The sequence below is a fragment of the Shewanella sp. 8A genome (assembly GCF_023475945.1).
In the GTDB taxonomy this organism is placed as follows: Bacteria; Pseudomonadota; Gammaproteobacteria; order Enterobacterales; family Shewanellaceae; genus Shewanella; species Shewanella xiamenensis.
Window position 1 is genome coordinate 1 of record NZ_JAMDJP010000018.1, and the last position, 20,349, is coordinate 20,349.

Consider the following 20,349-nt stretch of genomic DNA (forward strand, 5'->3'; position numbering starts at 1 on the left):
CCCTTGCCATTCGCTAGTAGTTAACGTTTAATAACAGGATGTTATTGAACGGTGACCTTCCTACAGAGGACTTTCACCTCATTAGTTCATGCCCATGCTGGGCGTACACAAAGCAATCAAACGGATGGCTTTTAAGTTGCACTTTTGCCATTCCGCTTCGCTCCATTTTATGGCAAAAGTGCAACTTAAAAACCACCGTTTATCGCGGCGTTAGGTGCTTACGTGTTATGCCAAATATCTCCGTAAAAATCTTGCGGTTCATCAACAGTGAGTTTCCAGGCTGGGTCGAATGCGTTTTGTTTGACGCAAATGGGCAATCTCACTTTTTCATCGAAAAAGCACCAGTAGTCAGCAGCGAGAATCTCTCAGCTTCATCTAATTATCCGCGTCACGGAGTTATCGGGTGTGAACTAGAATCGCAGTGGGCAAACGGCGCAGGCCAAATGCTGGCTTGCGTTTGCACTGATCTCCCATGGGGCATTGAGTCAACAGCAGGAGCTACACGCTTTGTTGTTCTTTCATCACAAATTATTTGCAGTGAGCCAAGCACCTAACTATATGTTCAAATCGTTCGCTTCGCTCTCTGGGACGGCGTGCCGCCGCCCCTTAACATAAACGTTAAACCCATAGAAATTTTAATCCGAAACTCAAAAATTAGTGTTGGGGATCTAACACGCTTTTGTCCCAAAACGAGACAAGTACCTTCTTTCAAACCGACAGATTACGCCAATACTAAAAAGGTGAGCCATGGAGATTAGCGAGACGACCGTCCGCCCCATGGACGGGGCGGTCGAGCATCCAAGGACGGACTTGCTGCGCGTCGGGGAGCAAGTGCCATGGCTCATCCATCAATCTTCCGCAGCTTTCAATTGACCAAATAAGTGATTTAGCCGTATAGGTATTAGCACTCCTATTTTAACGCTTTTACCCTACAAACTCCCAAATACAAAAAAGCGGTAGTGCTTTATGCCCTACCGCCTTTTACAACCGATAACCATTGGAGTCGAGAATTACAATCTGCGCGCTTCTATCACGCTATCGACTTGGGAGAGCTTAGATAACACCCGCGATAAGCCATCGAGGTTGTATAGCTCTAATTCCAGCTCGATGGCTGCCGTCTGATTCTTAATATCCGATGACGAGCTCATGGCGAGCACATTGGATTTTTCGGCGGCAAGTACTGAGGTGAGATCCCGCAATAATCCGCTGCGATCATGGGCCAAGACGCGCAGGCGCATGCGATAACCACCTGAATAGTTCTCGCCCCAAACCACATCGACGCCACGTTCTGGATGAACGCGCATTAACTCTTTCACCTGCTCACAGTCGGAGCGATGCACCGAAATACCGCGCCCTTTGGTGATGAATCCTAAAATCTCATCCCCAGGCACGGGCTGGCAGCAACGGGCGATATGACTGAGTAAGTTACCCACGCCATTCACCTCAACCTGCCCACGGCTGTTGGTACCAGATTTAGATTGGCTCTTTTTAACTAATTCTTCTACCGCATCTTCTTCGCTCGCCTCATCGAGGCGCAACTTACTTTGAATATGGTTAACGACCTGATGTAAACGCACATCCCCGCCGCCGATGGCCGCAAGCAAGTCGTCCATACTCGCCATATTAAAACGCTCAACGGCGATGGCAGCATCTTTGATTTTAAGGCTCACTCGCGCCAACTCGGCTTCGAGCATTTCTTTACCGGCGATAATGTTTTTATCGCGGTCCTGCTGCTTAAACCAATGCTGAATTTTCGAGCGCGCCCGCGAGGTGCGGATATAGCCTAAGTTTGGATTGAGCCAATCGCGCTTAGGATTAGGGTGCTTCGAGGTAATGATCTCGATACGCTCACCCGTTTCAACCTGATAAGTAAACGGCACAATGCGGCCATCAACCTTAGCGCCGATGCACTTATGGCCGACCTGCGAGTGAATATAGTAGGCAAAGTCGAGCACGGTTGAGCCGAGTGGTAAATCGACCACTTCACCGCTTGGGGTAAACACATAGACTCGGTCTTCAAACACTTGGCTGCGGACTTCTTCGACCAAGTTGCCGCTTTCGACCACGTCTTCCTGCCATTGCAGAATTTTACGCAGCCAATTGATTTTTTCTTCGTAACCGCTTTGCTTACCGGAGTGATTACCCTCTTTGTATTTCCAGTGCGCGGCAACCCCAAGCTCTGCATCTTCATGCATATCTTGGGTACGAATTTGAATTTCAACGGTTTTACCCTCAGGCCCCACCACAACCGTATGGATGGATTGATAACCGTTAGGTTTAGGGTTGGCCACGTAGTCGTCGAACTCGCGTGGAATATGATGCCAAAGAGTGTGCACTACGCCTAAGGCGCCATAACAGTCCTGCAAACGCTCTGTGACAATCCGCACGGCGCGCACGTCAAACAACTCATCAAACTTGAGGTGTTTGCCCTTCATCTTGCGCCAGATGCTGTAGATATGTTTTGGACGACCATACACCTTAGCGCGGATATGATCCTCATCGAGGCGCTGCTGCAACTGTTCAACAAATTTTTCGATATAGACTTCGCGGTCTAACCGTTTACCATCAAGCTGTTTGGCAATGTCCTTGTAGGTATCTGGATGCAGATAACGGAAGGAAATATCTTCTAATTCCCACTTTAACTGACCAATCCCCAAACGGTTAGCGAGCGGCGCATAGATATCGGCAATTTCGCGGGCCAGCAAGACGCGGGTTTCTTCGTCGGCATTTTTCACGGCGCGCAGCAAACAAACACGCTCGGCCAGTTTTATCACCACGGCGCGCACGTCTTCGACCATCGCCAGCAACATGCGGCGGATATTGTCGATTTGCGGCTCGGTTGAGCGGCTATTGGGATTGATTTTTAACGCGCCAATGGCATCCATGGTCACCACGCTGGCGACTAACCGCGCCAGCGGCTCACCAAACTTTTCTTTGATCGCTTCTTCGTCTAATAAACCGGCATCAAACACCACAAACAGGATGGCCGCTTGCAGCGTCTCAATGTCCATATTCAGCGGCGCGAGGATTTCAATCATCTCGCGGGCACGTTCAAGCAGTTCTCTTTTCGCGGCAGGACTCTTAGCGGGTAAAGCATCGACCTGCTCAATCAGGGCGAGTAAGGTTTGCGCCTCATCGACATGACTAACATAGCGAGCCACCCACTCTTCAAGATGAAAATCGGGATCATTAAAGTGCGCTTCGCGAACAGAGACCATCTAATTTATTTCCTTATTCGTGCTCAAAGAAAAGTGGCACCACCTCGGCACTCCTATCTTCAGCATTGGCACGGACTTGTCAAACCCAACGAGACGAAACTTCACATTTTTTACGTTATTCAAACGCTTTGCTTACTTTACACACGAATAACGCGGGCAAATGAGAAAACCTTGCCCGACATACAAGACTTATTTTGCAAGCTCAAACAACGCCATGGCTTCGATATGATGTGTCTGCGGGAACATATCGATTAAGCCTAACTTTTGTAACTTGTAGCCACGTTCGAGCAACACCGCACTGTCGCGGGCTAAGCTCGCCGGATTACAAGACACATACACCACTCGGCGAGGTTTCATTTTCTTAAGCCATTGCAAACTCTCAAATGCACCCGCGCGCGCAGGATCGAGTAGCAATTTATCAATCTTGCCCATCCAAGGCTCGCAGGATAAATCGGCACTTAAGTCGCCATGGTAAAAGGTTAAATTGCTTAAGCCATTTGCCGCCGCGTTTTCACGGGCTTGGCTAACCATTTCTGGCACCCCTTCAACCCCAATCACTTCGGCGCCCAGTTTAGCTAAAGGCAAACTGAAGTTCCCCATACCACAGAAGAGATCGAGAATGCGCTCACCCGGCTGCGGTGCTAACCAGTCTAACGCCTGCGCCACCATGGCCTTGTTAATTTGCGCATTGACTTGCACAAAGTTGCCAGGGGTAAAGGTTAAGCTCACAGGTGTTGCATCGGCTTTATCATCGAGCAGCTGATAGACGGGCAATAACAGCGTGCCATTCACCCCATGGAACTCGCCGTTGTTGTCTTGCAAACAAATATGGATTTGATGCTGCTCGGCAAACTGCACAAGCTTAGCCATGTCCTTATCATTTAAGGATTTAGTGATTCGAATTACCGCAAAATGACCATTGTCGGCGTCAATCAATTCTAAGTGCCCAAGACTCGATTTGGCCGCAAGTTGATTAAGTAACTTAGCAAAGGGCGTGATTAAATCAGCTAAGGGCTTAGCCAAGACTAAACAGCTATCAATAGGCACCACTTGGTTGCTGCTCGATGCACGAAACCCTAAGCTCAACTGCTTGGTATTTTTATCAAATAACGTTGCAAGGCGTGCGCGGCGGCGATAGTGCCAGCCATCGCCGGTCAATGCGGGCACTGAGTTGCCTTCGGCGCCGGCAAATTTGGCCATAATATCAATCAAGGCCGCCGACTTATGCTCACGCTGACCCGTTAATGACATATGCTGCAAATCACAGCCACCACAGCTTTGGTAGTGTGGACATAACGGCGTGACTCGCTCAGCGCTTGGCGTCTCGACTTTAATCAGCTTGGCTCGGGCATAGTTTTTCTTTTGTTCGGTCAGCTGCGCCTGCACGGTTTCACTGGGCAAGGCGCCGGGGATAAATACGACTTTTCCCTGATGTTGTGCTATACCTGCCCCAAGGTGATCGAGCTGTTGCACGCTAAAGGATTGCTTCGCGGACAATTGCTTGGAACTATTTGGTTTTGCTTTAAAAAATTGTGCCATTTCGGCCTCTAAATCAATAAAAAACTGGTCAAGACCGCCCTTTTTCTGGCAGTCTTATAAAATTATATCGTCCCTAGAACTTAGGAAACTGCGCTGCGGCTATGAACCCTGTCAACAACATGACCAAATACAGCTTACGTTCCTGGGTTCTGGTGCTTGCGCTTGCGCCGACGATCTTAGTCGGTATTCTGCTGGGCAGCTACTTTACCATAAATCGCTTCTATGAACTCGAAGATACGCTGATTGAACAGGGCAGTAATATTATCGAGCCTTTAGCGATTGCCAGCGAAGTGGGACTGGTCGGTAATGATAGGGAAGCAACAAAAAGACTCCTTGCCGCAGCCCAACTCAATAAATCCACGCTGGTTAAATCGATTGCGATTTTTGATATCCATAATCAACTCTTTGTTACATCGCACTACCATAAAGATTTCGAGATCATGCGCTACAAAGAGGCGCTAACCAATCTGCATAAAACCGAAATTGAACATGTAGGCGACAGCCTTATTCTACGCACACCGATCTTTGCAACCGCTCAGCCTACGGGCGGCGAGCCTGCAAATTTTGATATCCAAACCGATAATGGCGAGCTGCTCGGCTATATTTCGGTCATTATCAATAAAGAACGCGCCTTGCTCGAGCAACACAGGGCCGCAGTGGCCGCCTTTATTATTGTGTTGATTGGGGTGCAATTGAACCTGTTGTTTACCTTTCGTCTGGTTAAAAACGTCACCCAGCCGATTACCGAAATGGTGCGGGTGGTCGCCAAAATCCGTGAGGGTAAACTGGATGCGCGGCTCGAAGGCAATCTTATTGGCGAGCTGGATCTGCTGAAACGCGGCATTAATGCCATGGCAGGATCATTATCGGAATACCACGATGAGATGCAGCAAAATATCGATCAGGCGACATCGGATCTGCGGGAAACCTTAGAGCAGATTGAGATCCAAAACGTTGAGCTCGACTTAGCCAAAAAACGCGCGCTGGAGGCCAGTCGTATTAAGTCGGAATTCTTGGCGAACATGTCCCACGAGCTGCGCACCCCATTAAACGGCGTGATAGGATTTGCCCGTCAGCTCGTTAAAACCCCGCTGCACTCGAGCCAAGTCGATTACATTAACACCATCGAGCGTAGCGCCACCAACCTACTGGCGATTATCAACGATATCCTCGACTTCTCGAAACTTGAAGCCGGTAAAATGGTGCTAGAAAGCATGCCATTTGGCTTAAGGGAAACCTTGGGTGAAACCATCACCTTAATCTCCGGCAGTGCGCAGGCCAAAGGGCTGGAATTGGTCGTCGATATTGCGCCCAACGTCCCCGACAACGTTAATGGCGATGCGATGCGTGTGTGCCAAATTATCAATAACTTAGTGGGCAATGCTATTAAGTTTACCGACTCAGGCAGCGTACTGGTTAAATTAGAATTACAAGCGCAGACCGAAGAACAAGTGGTGCTGCGCTGTGATGTTATCGATACCGGGATTGGGATTGATGAAAGTCAGCAAGACTTCCTGTTCCAAGCTTTTGGTCAAGCGGACTCCTCGATTTCCCGCCGCTTTGGCGGAACAGGGCTTGGATTAGTCATCACCAAACGCCTCGTCAATCAAATGGGCGGCCAAATTGGCTTTACCTCTTCGGTGGATAAGGGCTCTAACTTCTGGTTCACCCTACCATTAGGCCTTGGTCAATTCCAAATTGGTGATTCACTACCGCTTGAAAAACTGAAAGATAAAACCGTGCTCTTTTATGAGCCCAGAGTACTCACCCATTCAGTGATTAGTCGCCAACTAACACAGTGGGATACTAAGGTCACTCATCATCAACATATTCCTAGTTTGCAGACAACCCTATCAACGACTGAGCATCCGTTTGATTATGTGTTATTGAGTTGCCATGGATTTAGCAATCCCAATCAATTGGTGAGTACGTTAAATCTAGCCAAGACAAAAACAGATTGTTTAGTCGTGCTATTCGACTGCCAAGAGCAAGACATGTTAAGTCAGTTTATTCGCCCCAATGCTGACGTGGTATTGTCTCTGCCAGTAAGCGAGCACCAACTGGCGCGTAATATGCTCTATCCACCAATGGAATATGACCTATTACCACCCGCAAGTATTACAGTTCCAGCGGCGCGCCAATCGCTTACCGTATTAGCGGTGGACGATAACTTCGCCAATTTAAAACTGATTGATACGCTGCTTAACGAACTAGTCACTACCGTTATCGCCGTCAATAGCGGTGAAGAAGCGGTAAAACAGGCGAAGACTCGCACTTTTGATCTTATCTTTATGGATATCCAGATGCCAGGCACCGATGGCATCAGCGCGACCAAGCAAATTCGCCAAGGGTCGATGAACCGCAATACGCCGATTATTGCCGTGACCGCCCATGCAATTGCCGAGGAACGTGAGCTAATTTTAGGTAGTGGCATGGATGGTTATTTGCCCAAACCCATAGATGAAGCCGCACTTAAAGCAGAGATTAACCGCTGGATTACTCGGCCCAAATTCACTCACTTTGATTTACATACCCTCAACTGGGATCTTTGCTTAACCCAAGCTAACCATAAGTCTGACCTAGCATTAGATATGCTACGCATGTTATTGGAATCGTTACCTCAAACGGTCTCGGCGATAGAGACGGCACTGAGTCAAAACGATCAAACCACGATGCTCAGCACTATCCATAAACTTCATGGCGCCAGTTGCTATTGCGGGGTGCCGACCACACAGCGATTATGCCAAGAGATTGAATCGGCATTGAAACGTGATGCCCGTGTCGAAGATCTCGAACCGGAAATACTAGAGTTACTTGATGAGCTAACTAAGGTAGAATCGGCGGCAAAACAAGTGCTATCACAGCTATCAGCGGAAATAACAGATGACCAAAAAAACGGGCTTCTTTAAGCGTTTAAAAGCGCTAGAACTACCACAGAAAAAACTCTTTGCCATTGCCCTTTGCCAACGAATGTTGCCTAACTATCAACTGTTTTCAGAGGTTTGTGAGTTTGGTGATCCTGCGGTATTAAGCACTGTGCTCGAGCTTCTTTGGCAATCCCAGTACGACAATAAGCTGAAATTCAACATCGATGTGCATCTGCAACGCTTAGAAGATAACACCCCAGATCCTGCCGATTTTGATAGCTATGGCGTATACCCAGCAATGGATGCCGTGGTTGCGCTTTCCACTTTGCTTGGGGCGATTCAAACCAACCTTGAGGAAGATATCACCAATATCAGCAAGTTATCCTCAAGCACCGTGGCGAACTATATCGAGACCATCAGCGATGTGGATTTAACCGATGATGCCTTAGATGACTACGTCTTCGCCCATGAAGTGATGGAAGAAGAGCGCGCGCTACAAAATACCCTGCTGGAAATTATCGAAGAAAATCCTAAGATTACTGCCGAATTAGTGAAGGGTTTACGCAAAGAGATTATCGAAGCGGGTGTATCGAATATCGGGATCAGCGTCGCATAATAAACCCTTTTAAGGTCTAGGGTTTATCTCTTCAGTTGCCTTGAAAATCCGGTGATGTTACCTAACATTTTTACTGCTTAGGTAGCATCAGCTACGGGTTTGAATCACCGGAGGATAGAGTTAACTCTATAACCCATTCAATATGAAAAAAATTGTTTATCAAGGTTTTATTTTAACCAATAGCGAAGGCCTTACCGATACCTGGAAACTCACTATAGGCGGGCAAAACCGTATTGGTTCTCTATTTGAATTACGCCGTTTAGTGAATTATTACCGTGAGCTTGGGATTGTGCCAGCCACCCGCGCGAGCCTGCAAGATGCTAAGCAAACGCAAAACTCCATGAGCCAAAATACTTTAAAACCCCGTAAACGTTAATCTTAAGCCATTGAAAAAAGTTCAGGCGCTTTGGATTGCATAAACTCGATAAACACCTTCACTTTCAGCGGTTGCTGACTACGCTGGTGATAAAGAATCGAAATTCTACGTTGTTCGCCAATCCATTCCGGTAAGAGCACTTTTAAACGCCCTTCTTTAATCTGTTGTTTTACGAATAATTCTGGCCCATACAGAATACCACCATGATCTAAGGTCGCCTGAATCGCGCCATGGAGATCCGTGAGCGTGAGTTTTGTTGGGCCATTAAAATAGAAAGACTCGCCATTAGGATGCTTTAAATGCCAATTAAACAGCGGCCAAACTTTGATCAACTGATGGTTTTCAAGATCATCGGGATGGATCAATTCAGGGGCATGGGCTAAATATTCCGGCGTCGCAAACAAACGATAATCAAGCTCACCTAAAGTACTCGACACCCAAGAAGAATCAGGCTGTGCACCACCGACAATCGCGACATCAATCCCTTTATCAATTAAATCCACTAACTCATTGCTTTGGGAAATGTGTAAACGAATATCGGGATATAAACGGCCAAACTCGTTTAATGCGTGAATAAAGATAATTGAAATAATTGAGATTGGCGCAGCTATCCGCAATGTGCCTTCAGGTTTATCGCTGCCAATGCCACTGAGTTCATCGAACTGCGCAATCACACTCTGATATCGCTGAAATAACGCTAAACCTTCCTCGGTTAATCGCAGCTTGCGGGTACTTCGCATAAACAATTGCTTATCGAGTTTTTCTTCAAGCTTGGCCAGCTTACGGCTCACAGTAGCGATAGGCATATCGAGCACTTTCGCGGCTTGAGAAAAACTGCCCGCATTCACCAAATGCACAAACAGATAAATTAACTGCAGCTCAGCGCCAACATCATCAGCCATGTTCAATCCCATCGTTTAGCGTGAGTGCCGCTCACAGGTATAAGGCACTAACTCATTGTGTTTTAAACGTAGAATTATTCATTTCTACGACCATAGCGCAATAGCTTCCAAGGTTAATCCTATGCTATTTTGCCAATAAGTTTACTGCGCTAACACCGATTATCGTCAATTACCCTAGGTATTATTCCCTGCTAGCGCACCCACAACGTCTTCTTGCGGGAAAGCAAAAACACAAAAGGATGAGTGAGGGATATGACCATTTTAACCCCTCTGTTTGCCGTCTTCGGGATCATGCTGCTCGGCACACTTGTACAAAAACTGCGTTTTCTCCCAGTAGAAACCGACCAAGTGCTCAATCAATATGTCTACTATATTGCGTTTCCTGCCATTCTCCTGATTGCACTGGCCCAGCAACCGATTGAAGAAATTCTGCAATGGGGATTTATTGCAGGCTATAGCGCCGCCATGCTGATGATTTATCTGATTTGTGTTGGTATATCCTTACTTTTCAATCCCAAACAGCATGCAATTGCCGCCGTGCGCGCCTTAAATGCCACCTTTGGCAATACCGCATTTATTGGAATTCCGCTGCTGGTGATTATATTTCCTGAACAACAAAGCGCCCTAGTTGCCGCCGCCATAGCCAGTTTATTGTCCGTGCTTATGTTTGCCGTGGCCTTGGTCTCGCTGGAGCTTACGACAAATACCCACAGACAACACCACGCCGTAGTGATCATGTGTTTAGCTGTGGTTAAAAATCCCATCGTTATCGGCTGCTTTATCGGCATTGCAATTTCGGCATTGGGGATAACACTGCCCTCTGGCGTAGCCATGATGATCCAACAAATTGGCAATACCTCAAGCCCCTGCGCTTTATTTGCCGTTGGCATGGTATTAGCCAAAGCCATGCGCTACCAAAAAGATAGCAAGGTATTTAGCCTGACGAATCTTATCGAACTTAGCCTTATCAACCTCTTTAAATTAATCCTACAACCCGCATTGGTTTTCTTCATGCTTAAAAGCGTTGGCGTTAGTGGAGATTACTTAGTGATGGGTGTAATCCTCAGTGCCTTACCTACGGCGGCCAGCGTCTATTTACTTGCTCAGCGCTATAACACCCAAGCCTCAACCAGTGCGCAGGGGATATTATTTGGCACTATAGTGACTTTTTTTAGCTTACCTATTTTAGAACAACTTGTTAAAACCTATTCATAAACAAGCGATTAAACTCTAGCTTATTGCAATGTGTCGAATATTTACCCAAAGCCACTTTACTGTATATAAAATCAGTATATACTGTTTATCAATACAGTGATTTGGTAAGTTTTGCGACAGGAACTCATTATGCTTTGCCAACTCAGCATCAATAATTTCGCTATCGTCCGTTTTCTCGAACTGGATTTTCGTCCCGGTATGACCAGCATTACTGGTGAAACTGGCGCAGGTAAATCCATCGCTATCGACGCCTTAGGTTTGTGCCTAGGTAATCGTGCCGATGCCAGTAGTGTTCGCCCTGGTGCAAGTAAAACCGAAGTCAGTGCTCGATTTTCACTACACGATGTTCCCCTTGCCAAACGTTGGCTCGAAGATAACGATCTCGAACTTGATGATGAGTGTATTCTGCGTCGAACTATTGGCAGTGATGGCCGCTCACGCGCCTACATTAATGGCAATCCTGTGCCGTTAACTCAACTGAAATTACTCGGGCAATTGCTGGTCGGTATCCATGGTCAGCACGCCCACCACGCTATGCTAAAGAGTGAGCATCAACTCACCTTGCTCGACAGCTACGCCAATCACAGACTACTGATAGACACAGTGGCAGCAAGCTATCAACGCTGCAAACAAATCGAAGCCGAACTCAAGCAATTAGAAGCCTCACAGCATGAACGTATTGCCCGAAAACAGCTGGTGCAATATCAAGTTGAAGAGCTAGATGAATTCGACCTCAAGGTCGGTGAATTTGAGGACATTGAGCAAGAGCATAAACGCCTCGCCAATGGCACTGAACTGGTGGATAGCTGCCAAGCCAGCCTATATTTACTCACAGATGGCGAAGAGAGCAATATTGAGTCACTGCTTAACAAAACTGTAAGCCTTGCTGAAAATTTGCAAAGCTATGATCCCGCATTAACCAATGTCAGTACTATGTTGAATGAAGCCCTTATTCAAGTACAAGAGAGCGCGGGAGAATTACAGCATTACCTGAGTAAACTCGAACTCGATCCCGCGCATTTTGCCTATTTAGAGGAACGACTCTCAAAGGCTATGCAACTGGCCCGTAAGCATCATGTTAGCCCTGACAAATTAGCCGAACATCATTTGGCACTCAAAGCGGAACTCACAACCCTCGATGACGATGAAACTAAGTTAGAGGAAATCCAACTCCAAGTTGAAGCGAGTAAAACCGCTTACTTAGCGAACGCACAAAAACTGAGCCAGAGCCGCGCCCGTTATGCGAAAGAACTGGATAAGTTAGTGACTCAATCTATCCACGAACTCAACATGCCCAAGGGTAAGTTCACCATTGAAGTGAATTTTAATCCCGAGATTATGTCGGTAAATGGCAGCGATAATATAGAGTTTATGGTCACAACCAACCCTGGACAGCCTTTACAACCGATTTCACGGGTTGCCTCTGGCGGTGAATTATCGCGTATCGGTTTAGGCATCCAAGTGATTACTGCAAAAAAGGTTGCCACTCCTACCCTGATTTTCGACGAGGTGGATGTGGGAATTTCAGGCCCGACCGCTGCTGTGGTTGGCAGAATGCTGCGTAGTCTAGGAGAATCGACTCAAGTACTTTGTGTAACCCATTTACCTCAAGTTGCTGGTAATGGCCATCAACATATGTTTGTGAATAAATTCAACAAGGCGGGCAGTACAGAAACCACTATGATGCCTTTGGATAGGGAGCAACGTATCCAAGAATTAGCCAGACTTCTTGGTGGCGATACAATTACTTCTAACACTCTCGCCAATGCACGAGAACTATTACAGTAAAAATACAGTAAGCCACCGCAACGAAAATAAAGCTTTATAACCAATGCCTTATCTACAGCAGATAAGGCATTGGCATTTATAGGGTAACGAACTTTAGTTTGGGTTAACTAAAGATATTATTGGCTAATAAAGACAATTACTTGCAGACAAATAAGTGCAAAAATACCAGCTAACACATCGTCTATCATAATGCCAAAACCACCTTCAACTTTGGCATCAAGCCATCGAATCGGCCAAGGTTTTAGGATGTCGAATAGCCGAAACAGCACAAAACCGACAGCGAGCCACAGAATACCAGCGGGGGCGGCAATCATAGTGATCAATAAACCTGCAACTTCATCCCATACAATCGCGCCATGGTCATGTACGCCCATGTCCTTAGCGGCCTTATCGCAGATATAAATCCCCGCGAGTACGCACACTAAGGTCAGGGCTAAATACCAACTCAAGGGCAACTGGGCCAATAATAAATAGAGCGGGACTGCCGCCAAGGTACCAAAAGTACCTGGAGCCTTAGCCGCTAAACCACTGCCAAAACCGAGGGCTAAAAAATGAATAGGATTTTTAAGGGACAGGCGCGACAGCGCCTGATCTTGGGATAACAACTTCATTAAAAATGCTCAAAACCGTGGTACGGTGGCGTAAATAGCTCACCATTAAGTTGCAACTTAAGCTTACTGCCCGCACAGATTTGCCCAACACGGACAAACTTAGTACCAGCATGGCTGAGGGCGGTTTCTAACGCACCTTTTTGTGCCTCAGGCACGGTAAAGAGCAGTTCATAATCCTCGCCCCCCGTCAGCGCATAGCCTAATGCATGTTCTTCGCTCACGGTATCTTGCATCGCGCGCGACAAAGGAATCGCCCCCACATCGACTACAGCGCCAACCTTTGATGCCTTGAGGATATGCCCAATATCCGAGATAAAACCATCGGATAAATCGATGGCACTGGATGCCAAAGAGCGCAATGATTGCCCAGCCAATACTCGAGGAGTGGGTCGATAATGGCGATTAATCAAAAACTCTTTATGCTCCGCTCGCGCATGTTGCACGCCGCGGATCAAGTCCAGCCCTAACGCAGAATCACCAAGCGTACCCGTTACATAAATCCAGTCACCGGCCTTAGCGCCATGACGGGTCAAGGCTTTACCATGGGGGACTTGCCCGTGCACTGTGATATTAATCGCCCTAGGCCCGCGAGTTGTGTCACCACCTATCAAGGCGATGCCATAATATTCTGCCGCTTCAAACAGGCCTTCACTAAAACCACTCAGCCAGGTCTCGTTAACCTCTGGCAAAGTGAGTGCAAGCGTCATCCACGCAGGCTCGGCCCCCATTGCCGCTAAATCAGAAAGATTTACAGCTAAGGCTTTGTAACCTAAGGCTTGAGGTGGAATATCGGGGAAGAAGTGAACATTTTCGACTAAGGTATCGCAGGAAATGGCGATCGACTTATTTTCGGCGGGCTGCACAAGGGCGCAATCGTCGCCAATACTCAATTTGACATCACGGCGTGCTGGGCCGCGGTGATTGAAATAACATTCAATAAGCTGGAATTCTTTCACTGTACAGTTTGGCGCGACTCACATCGGCCACCTTTGTTAGCAATGAAAAACGGTATCCTAAGATACCGTTTGTCCTTATTACTTACGTGCAACCAGTTTGTCGAGTAATCCATTAACAAACTTATGGCTTTCATCCGCACCGAAAGCTTTAGCCAATTCAATCGCCTCGTTAATGGCAACTTTAAATGGCACATCTTTACGGAAAGTCAGCTCATAGGCCGCTAGGCGTACTATGGCTTTCTCCACTGGAGACACCTCATCAATAGGGCGATCTAAGTGTGGAATGATCAACTCATCCAATTGGGTTTTCTTAGTTGCTACGCCTGCAAATAGCTCACGAAAATAAGCTACGTCTACACCATCGAGACTCTGTTCAGTTAAAAACTCATGCTCGACATCGGCAATATTATTCCCGCTTAGTTGCCATGAATAAATGGCTTGAACGGCTAAACGGCGGGCCTTGCGGCGCTCAGAAGGCTTCATTATTTTTCCTACTATTACAACTGTTGTTCAAGCTGTTGCAAAACGTTGACCATTTCAAGCAAGCTTAGCGCAGCTTCGCCGCCCTTGTTACCCGCTTTAGTACCTGAACGCTCAATAGCTTGTTCAATGGTATCTGTAGTCAATACACCGAAAGCAACCGGCAGATCGAACTCTAATGCAATTTGAGCTAGACCTTTGTTACATTCGCCTGCAACAAAATCAAAGTGAGGGGTACCACCTCGGATTACCGCACCAAGTGCAATAATGCCGTCAAACTTACCACTTGCAGCAACACGACGTGCCGCCAGCGGTAACTCAACCGCACCAGGTACACGGACGACAGTGATGTTTTCATCACTGACTTGGCCAAAACGTTTCAGCGTGTCAAGTGCACCTTCAAGCAGGCTTTCTACTAAAAAGCTGTTAAAACGCGAAATTACAATCGCAACTTTGGCATTCTTCGCTTCGATATTACCTTGAACTACGTTCATTTTCTTACCTAATTTAGCTAAAGCACCCGGCTCGGGGCGAAAAGTGGCGACATGATACCACAGTCAATTGCCCACGGCCTTATGCAAATGATAGAAATGGTGAATTTTACCTTAGTGGAACCTATTAAAAGCTTAGCCTGTTACTCAGCCACGTACTCTGTCACTTCTAGGCCAAAGCCTGATAGTGAATGGTAACGCTTAGGCGAGCTTAAGAGTCGCATTTTGGTCACGCCTAAACTGGCCAGAATTTGTGAACCTACACCGACACGGCGTGAAGTACCTTGCCATTTGGCTGACACGGGCGTCTGACCTTGATCTTCCGCCTCAAAGGCTTTGACCTTGGCGAGGATTTCACTGGGATGTTCTTGATTGCCAAGCAATACTAACACACCACCTTCGGCAGAAATCCGCGCCATCGCTTTTTCGAGCGGCCAGCTGCGTTGCTGATCGCGCTCAGAATGGAGTAGATCGTTAAACGTATTCTGTAAATGCACCCGCACTAAACAGTCTGGTTTCACCTCACCCTTCACTAAGGCAAAGTGTAATTGGTTGTCAATAGTATCCCTAAAGGTCACCATATCGAACTCACCAAAACGGGTTGGCAGTTTGCATTTTGCTTCACGCACAACGGTCGTTTCTTTGGTGTTACGGTATTCAATCAGCGCCGCAATAGTGCCGATTTTAACGCCGTGTTTTTCAGAGAAAATCTCTAAATCTGGGCGGCGAGCCATGGTACCGTCTTCATTAAGGATCTCAACAATCACGCCCGACGGCTCAAGCCCCGCTAAACGGGCTAAATCACAACCTGCTTCTGTGTGGCCAGCGCGGGTTAACACGCCGCCGTCCTGCGCCATTAATGGGAAGATATGCCCAGGCTGGACTAAATCCGACGCTTTGGCATCTTTAGCCACGGCAGCTTTTACCGTTACGGCGCGATCATGGGCCGAAATCCCGGTGGTTACGCCTTCGGCAGCTTCAATCGATACCGTAAAGTTAGTCGAGAACTGCGCATTGTTATTGGTTACCATCAAGGGCAGATTTAGCTGCTGGCAACGGGCCTTGGTCATGGTTTGACAGATTAACCCGCGACCGTATTTCGCCATAAAGTTAATCGCTTCTGGCGTCACCATTTCGGCCGCCATAATCAGGTCGCCTTCGTTCTCTCTGTCTTCGTCATCCATCAAAATAACCATTTTGCCTTGACGAATATCCTCGATGATCTCTTCTATACTGTGCAGCGCCATTGTAGGACCTTTATGATTTTACTGTTGTTATGAAATTCTATACCTAAGTGAGCTAAGTGCCAGTGCCCTAACGCACAAAGCCAGCACGGGCTAACATTTCCATGGTCACCCCACCGCCTTGGGTTTCTTTAGTATCAAAGCGCATTAAACGCTCTAAATAGCGGGCGATTAAATCCACTTCAATATTCACCTTATCGCCGGCTTTCAAATCCACCAATGTGGTTTCACCCGCGGTATGGGGCACTATGGTTAATCTGAAACGATGGCCATCGACTTCGTTTACCGTGAGGCTCACACCATCGATGGTGATAGAACCTTTATGAGCAATATAACGTGCCAGCTCCGCAGGCGCCGCTAACCAAAACTCAATCGCTTGGCCCCGCGCCAAACGCTGCTCAACGGTGGCAATGCCATCCACATGGCCGCTGACCATATGGCCGCCTAAACGTGTGGTTGGGGTGACGGCCTTTTCAAGATTGACCTTAGTGCCCACTTTATAGTCGGCAAAGCCTGTAAGGCTGACGGTTTCTGCTGACACATCCGCCACATAGCCATCGGCTAATTGTTGCACCACAGTCAAACACACACCATTGGTGGCGATACTGTCGCCTAAACGCACATCGCTTAAATCCAGTTTGCCACTGGCGACCGTCAAACGAATATCATCGCCTTTGCGTTCAAGCTTTCGCAGCGTGCCAACGGCCTCAATAATCCCAGTAAACATGGTTAACTCACTTATTCGCTAAAGATGGATTGGACTTGAGCCTCAAGGTGAAACGCGTATCCGCGCCCACTTTACGCTCATCGACCAGTTTGAGGGTCGGAATATCGGCCATCATTTGATAATCGGGTAGTTCGAGTAGATTACGTCCCTGTGCCCCAAGGATTTTCATCGCTTGATATAGCACTAACTCATCAGCTAATCCCGCACCGATAAAGGCACCCGCTAAGGTCGCGCCCGCTTCGATAAGCACCTGATTACAGCTTTTGCCTAAATAGCTTAATAGTGCAGCTAAGGAGATTCGACCATCAATCGCCGGTAATTGAAGACAAGTCACATGGGCGGGTAATTGCGCCGTAAAGTCTGACGAATAGCTCACTGTCGAGACTAATAAAATCGGTGATTCAATTGTAAACAAGGCTGCCGTAATCGGCATACGGGCACGACTGTCTAAAACCACTCGCAGCGGTTGTAAAACCTGCGCTTCACTCAATTGCGAGGTAAGACTACCAAGCTCTGAGTAGCGCACATTTAGGGATGGGTCATCGGCCAATATGGTTTCAATCCCAGTCACTATGGCGCAGGCGCGCAAACGTAAACGCTGCACATCGCGGCGCGCTTCGGGGCCTGTAATCCATTTGGACACCCCGTTTGATAACGCGGTTTTACCATCGAGACTCGCGGCCAGTTTGACCGTCACCCAAGGTAGACCCGACTCCATGCGCTTCATAAAACCAAGATTTAAGGCATAGGCCTCATCGCGATGTAATCCCACATCCACTTGAATACCCGCATCGCGCAGCATTTGAATACCGCGCCCGCCGACCTGCGGATTAGGATCTTCCACCGCAACGACTACACGTTTAATACCGATATTGATCAACGCTAAGGCGCACGGCGGTGTGCGGCCATAATGGCTACAAGGTTCTAAGGTGACATAAGCGGTCGCGCCACGGGCAAGCTCGCCAGCCATGCGCAGTGCATGCACCTCGGCGTGGGGCTCGCCAGCTTTTTGATGATAACCTTCACCGACAATCTGGTTATCTTTTATGATAACGCAGCCCACACTGGGATTGGGGCGAGTGGTATAAAATCCTTTGTGAGCCAGTTGTATGGCTCGGCTCATCATCTGGTTGTCGAGTTCTGACCAATTCATATAAACCCTATGAAATCTTGAGGAAGCGTGCCGAATGCGGCGCAAAACGAGGCACTAACCTAAGCACGAACCTAAGCACTAACTTAAGAGAACCCACGTTACTTTTGCAGTTTCGCAATCGCCTCACCAAATTCGGAGACGTCTTCAAAGGCGCGATAAACCGAGGCAAAACGAATATAGGCAACCTTGTCTAGGCTCATTAACTGTTCCATCATCAAATTGCCTATCATCTCGGATGGCACTTCACGCTCGCCAGTCGCCCGCAGCGTTGACTTGATTTTACTTAAGGCCTGCTCGATTTCATCCATGGACACGGGGCGTTTTTCGACCGCGCGTAACATACCTGCTTGCAGCTTTTCTTCATCAAAGGGTTGACGCGTGCCATCACGTTTAATCACCCGTGGCATCACTAATTCGGCCCCTTCGAAAGTGGTAAATCGTTCGTGGCATTCGGTGCATTCTCGGCGACGACGCACTTGATGGCCTTCCGCCACTAATCGGGAATCGATCACCTTAGTATCTGTCGCGCTGCAAAATGGACAATGCATTGAGCCTCCTGCCGTGAATGGAATAAAGCCTATGGCTTTCGCTGTTTCTCGCTTAAACCGAGCGGGTTTAAGTCTACGATTTTAGCAATAAAAATGGCCGCTTAATGCGGCCATGGGATTTTATCCTATTTATCGGCTGAGGTTAACCACCTAAGAGTGACACCCTAAGCAGTTGTGAACTCAGCCGCCATATCTGGATAAATTAACTAATTAACCGTAAACAGGGAAACGGGCGCACAGAGCCAATACTTGGCCTTTTACGCGCTCGATGACCGCTGGATTGTGGGCATCGTCGAGGATGTCACAGATCCAACTGGTTAACTCTTTCGCTTCAGCTTCTTTAAAGCCACGGCGAGTGATCGCAGGCGTACCGATACGTACACCAGAGGTCACGAATGGAGAGCGTGGATCGTTTGGCACAGAGTTTTTGTTTACTGTGATGTTCGCGCTACCTAACGCGGCATCGGCTTCTTTACCGGTTAAGTCGCGACCAATTAAGTCCACCAGCATTAAGTGGTTGTCAGTACCGCCTGAAACGATTTTGTAACCGCGTTCTAAGAACACTTCAACCATGGCTTTAGCGTTCTTAACCACTTGTTGTTGGTAAGCTTTAAACTCTGGCTCTAAAGCTTCTTTGAAGGCGACCGCTTTACCCGCGATAACGTGCATCAAAGGACCGCCTTGACCGCCTGGGAATACCGCAGAGTTCAGCTTTTTGTATAACTCTTCATCATCGGCAGCAGACAGAATAATACCACCACGAGGGCCAGCTAAGGTCTTGTGAGTGGTTGAGGTCACAACGTGCGCGTGTGGCACTGGGTTTGGATACACGCCAGCGGCGATAAGACCCGCAACGTGTGCCATGTCGACAAACAGATAAGCACCGATTTTGTCTGCGATTTCGCGCATTCTTGCCCAGTCAACGATACCTGAATAAGCAGAGAAACCACCGATCATCATCTTAGGCTTATGTTCAACCGCCAGACGTTCCATTTCGTCGTAGTCAATTTTGCCTGATTCATCGATGCCGTAAGGAATGATGTTGTACAGTCTACCGGAGAAGTTAACAGGTGAACCGTGGGTCAAGTGACCACCGTGAGCGAGGTTCATACCTAAAACGGTATCGCCTGGTTTTAACAATGCCATGTAAACGGCGCTGTTTGCTTGAGAACCTGAGTGAGGTTGCACGTTTGCGTAGGTCGCACCAAACAGTTGTTTTGCACGCTCAATCGCTAAGGTTTCAACTACGTCCACATACTCACAACCACCGTAGTAACGCTTGCCTGGATAGCCTTCGGCGTACTTATTGGTTAGTTGTGAACCTTGCGCTTCCATCACGCGTGGACTGGTGTAGTTTTCAGAAGCAATCAGCTCAATATGCTCTTCTTGACGCAGAGTTTCGTTCTGAATCGCGTTAAACAGTTCCGGATCATAATCTGCGATATTCATATCTTTTTTCAGCATTGCTTACTCCAGCTGCCAATTCTTGTAGGTAGGGTTGCGCGGTATTCTACTCGTAACGAGCCGACAATCCCAGTCTCTGAAACATGAAAATCCTACAGTTTTAGCTTGAATGCGCCTCAATGCCGAGTTGAGTTCGGCGCGCAATCGAGTAGAA

At 47.6% G+C, this 20,349-nt stretch carries 18 protein-coding genes; 6 read left to right on the forward strand and 12 right to left on the reverse strand.

The features are described 5' to 3' along the window. The first annotated feature begins 227 nt into the window (after nucleotides 1–227). Nucleotides 228–554, forward strand: a complete 327-nt coding sequence (locus M0413_RS14460; protein ID WP_249554709.1) for a hypothetical protein — start codon at nucleotides 228–230, stop codon at nucleotides 552–554. A 456-nt stretch (nucleotides 555–1,010) separates the two neighbouring features. Here M0413_RS14460 and relA read toward each other — a convergent pair whose 3' ends face one another. Continuing rightward, nucleotides 1,011–3,218 (reverse strand): GTP diphosphokinase, encoded by a 2,208-nt coding sequence (gene relA, locus M0413_RS14465; protein ID WP_172589568.1) that lies wholly within the window; start codon nucleotides 3,216–3,218, stop codon nucleotides 1,011–1,013. Nucleotides 3,219–3,407: 189 nt separating this feature from the next. Then, nucleotides 3,408–4,757 carry a 23S rRNA (uracil(1939)-C(5))-methyltransferase RlmD gene (gene rlmD / locus M0413_RS14470; RefSeq protein ID WP_249554711.1) on the reverse strand — a complete coding sequence of 450 codons (1,350 nt, stop codon included), beginning with the start codon at nucleotides 4,755–4,757 and terminating at the stop codon, nucleotides 3,408–3,410. A 101-nt stretch (nucleotides 4,758–4,858) separates the two neighbouring features. Here rlmD and barA point away from each other — a divergent pair, with 101 nt between their 5' ends. The 3 genes from barA (at nucleotide 4,859) to M0413_RS14485 (ending at nucleotide 8,616) form a co-directional block, all read left to right on the forward strand. Then, nucleotides 4,859–7,666, forward strand: a complete 2,808-nt coding sequence (barA, locus tag M0413_RS14475; RefSeq protein ID WP_249554713.1) for a two-component sensor histidine kinase BarA — start codon at nucleotides 4,859–4,861, stop codon at nucleotides 7,664–7,666. Beyond that, nucleotides 7,641–8,240, forward strand: a complete 600-nt coding sequence (locus M0413_RS14480) for a YjaG family protein (RefSeq protein ID WP_088586864.1) — start codon at nucleotides 7,641–7,643, stop codon at nucleotides 8,238–8,240. The genes barA and M0413_RS14480 overlap by 26 nt, the downstream gene beginning before the upstream one ends. A gap of 142 nt (nucleotides 8,241–8,382) precedes the next feature. Then, nucleotides 8,383–8,616: a DUF3319 domain-containing protein gene (locus M0413_RS14485; protein WP_037421131.1), complete on the forward strand. Its 234-nt coding sequence runs from the start codon at nucleotides 8,383–8,385 to the stop codon at nucleotides 8,614–8,616. Between the two features lie 2 nt (nucleotides 8,617–8,618). Here the strand turns inward: M0413_RS14485 and lldR are convergent, their stop codons facing one another. Beyond that, the gene (lldR, locus tag M0413_RS14490; protein WP_088586863.1) at nucleotides 8,619–9,518 is read right to left on the reverse strand and encodes a LysR family transcriptional regulator LldR; all 900 of its coding nucleotides are present in this window, start codon (nucleotides 9,516–9,518) and stop codon (nucleotides 8,619–8,621) included. Nucleotides 9,519–9,770: 252 nt separating this feature from the next. Here lldR and M0413_RS14495 point away from each other — a divergent pair, with 252 nt between their 5' ends. Both M0413_RS14495 and recN read left to right on the forward strand, forming a co-directional pair. Beyond that, nucleotides 9,771–10,733: an AEC family transporter gene (locus M0413_RS14495; RefSeq protein WP_037421125.1), complete on the forward strand. Its 963-nt coding sequence runs from the start codon at nucleotides 9,771–9,773 to the stop codon at nucleotides 10,731–10,733. A 129-nt stretch (nucleotides 10,734–10,862) separates the two neighbouring features. After that, nucleotides 10,863–12,521, forward strand: coding sequence for a DNA repair protein RecN (gene recN, locus M0413_RS14500; protein ID WP_249554715.1), 1,659 nt, complete (start codon nucleotides 10,863–10,865; stop codon nucleotides 12,519–12,521). 116 nt (nucleotides 12,522–12,637) lie between these two features. On the opposite strand, the gene M0413_RS14505 is transcribed toward recN, so the two are convergent. The 9 genes from M0413_RS14505 to glyA form a co-directional block, all read right to left on the reverse strand. Further along, the gene (locus tag M0413_RS14505; RefSeq protein ID WP_249554717.1) at nucleotides 12,638–13,132 is read right to left on the reverse strand and encodes a phosphatidylglycerophosphatase A family protein; all 495 of its coding nucleotides are present in this window, start codon (nucleotides 13,130–13,132) and stop codon (nucleotides 12,638–12,640) included. After that, entirely contained in the window at nucleotides 13,132–14,088 is a 957-nt protein-coding gene (gene thiL, locus M0413_RS14510) for a thiamine-phosphate kinase (RefSeq protein ID WP_047534785.1), read from the reverse strand. The genes M0413_RS14505 and thiL overlap by 1 nt, the downstream gene beginning before the upstream one ends. A gap of 78 nt (nucleotides 14,089–14,166) precedes the next feature. Beyond that, entirely contained in the window at nucleotides 14,167–14,571 is a 405-nt protein-coding gene (gene nusB / locus M0413_RS14515; protein WP_011073312.1) for a transcription antitermination factor NusB, read from the reverse strand. A 14-nt stretch (nucleotides 14,572–14,585) separates the two neighbouring features. Then, entirely contained in the window at nucleotides 14,586–15,062 is a 477-nt protein-coding gene (gene ribH / locus M0413_RS14520; protein ID WP_011073313.1) for a 6,7-dimethyl-8-ribityllumazine synthase, read from the reverse strand. 140 nt (nucleotides 15,063–15,202) lie between these two features. Then, nucleotides 15,203–16,306, reverse strand: coding sequence for a bifunctional 3,4-dihydroxy-2-butanone-4-phosphate synthase/GTP cyclohydrolase II (gene ribBA, locus M0413_RS14525; protein ID WP_037421112.1), 1,104 nt, complete (start codon nucleotides 16,304–16,306; stop codon nucleotides 15,203–15,205). Nucleotides 16,307–16,373: 67 nt separating this feature from the next. Further along, nucleotides 16,374–17,030: a riboflavin synthase gene (locus M0413_RS14530; protein WP_249554719.1), complete on the reverse strand. Its 657-nt coding sequence runs from the start codon at nucleotides 17,028–17,030 to the stop codon at nucleotides 16,374–16,376. Between the two features lie 7 nt (nucleotides 17,031–17,037). Beyond that, on the reverse strand, nucleotides 17,038–18,183 hold the full coding sequence (gene ribD / locus M0413_RS14535) for a bifunctional diaminohydroxyphosphoribosylaminopyrimidine deaminase/5-amino-6-(5-phosphoribosylamino)uracil reductase RibD (RefSeq protein ID WP_249554721.1): 1,146 nt from the start codon (nucleotides 18,181–18,183) through the stop codon (nucleotides 17,038–17,040). Between the two features lie 98 nt (nucleotides 18,184–18,281). Continuing rightward, nucleotides 18,282–18,731 carry a transcriptional regulator NrdR gene (nrdR, locus tag M0413_RS14540; RefSeq protein ID WP_011073317.1) on the reverse strand — a complete coding sequence of 150 codons (450 nt, stop codon included), beginning with the start codon at nucleotides 18,729–18,731 and terminating at the stop codon, nucleotides 18,282–18,284. A gap of 210 nt (nucleotides 18,732–18,941) precedes the next feature. Beyond that, the gene (glyA, locus tag M0413_RS14545) at nucleotides 18,942–20,195 is read right to left on the reverse strand and encodes a serine hydroxymethyltransferase (RefSeq protein WP_055648585.1); all 1,254 of its coding nucleotides are present in this window, start codon (nucleotides 20,193–20,195) and stop codon (nucleotides 18,942–18,944) included. Nucleotides 20,196–20,349 lie beyond the last annotated feature (154 nt).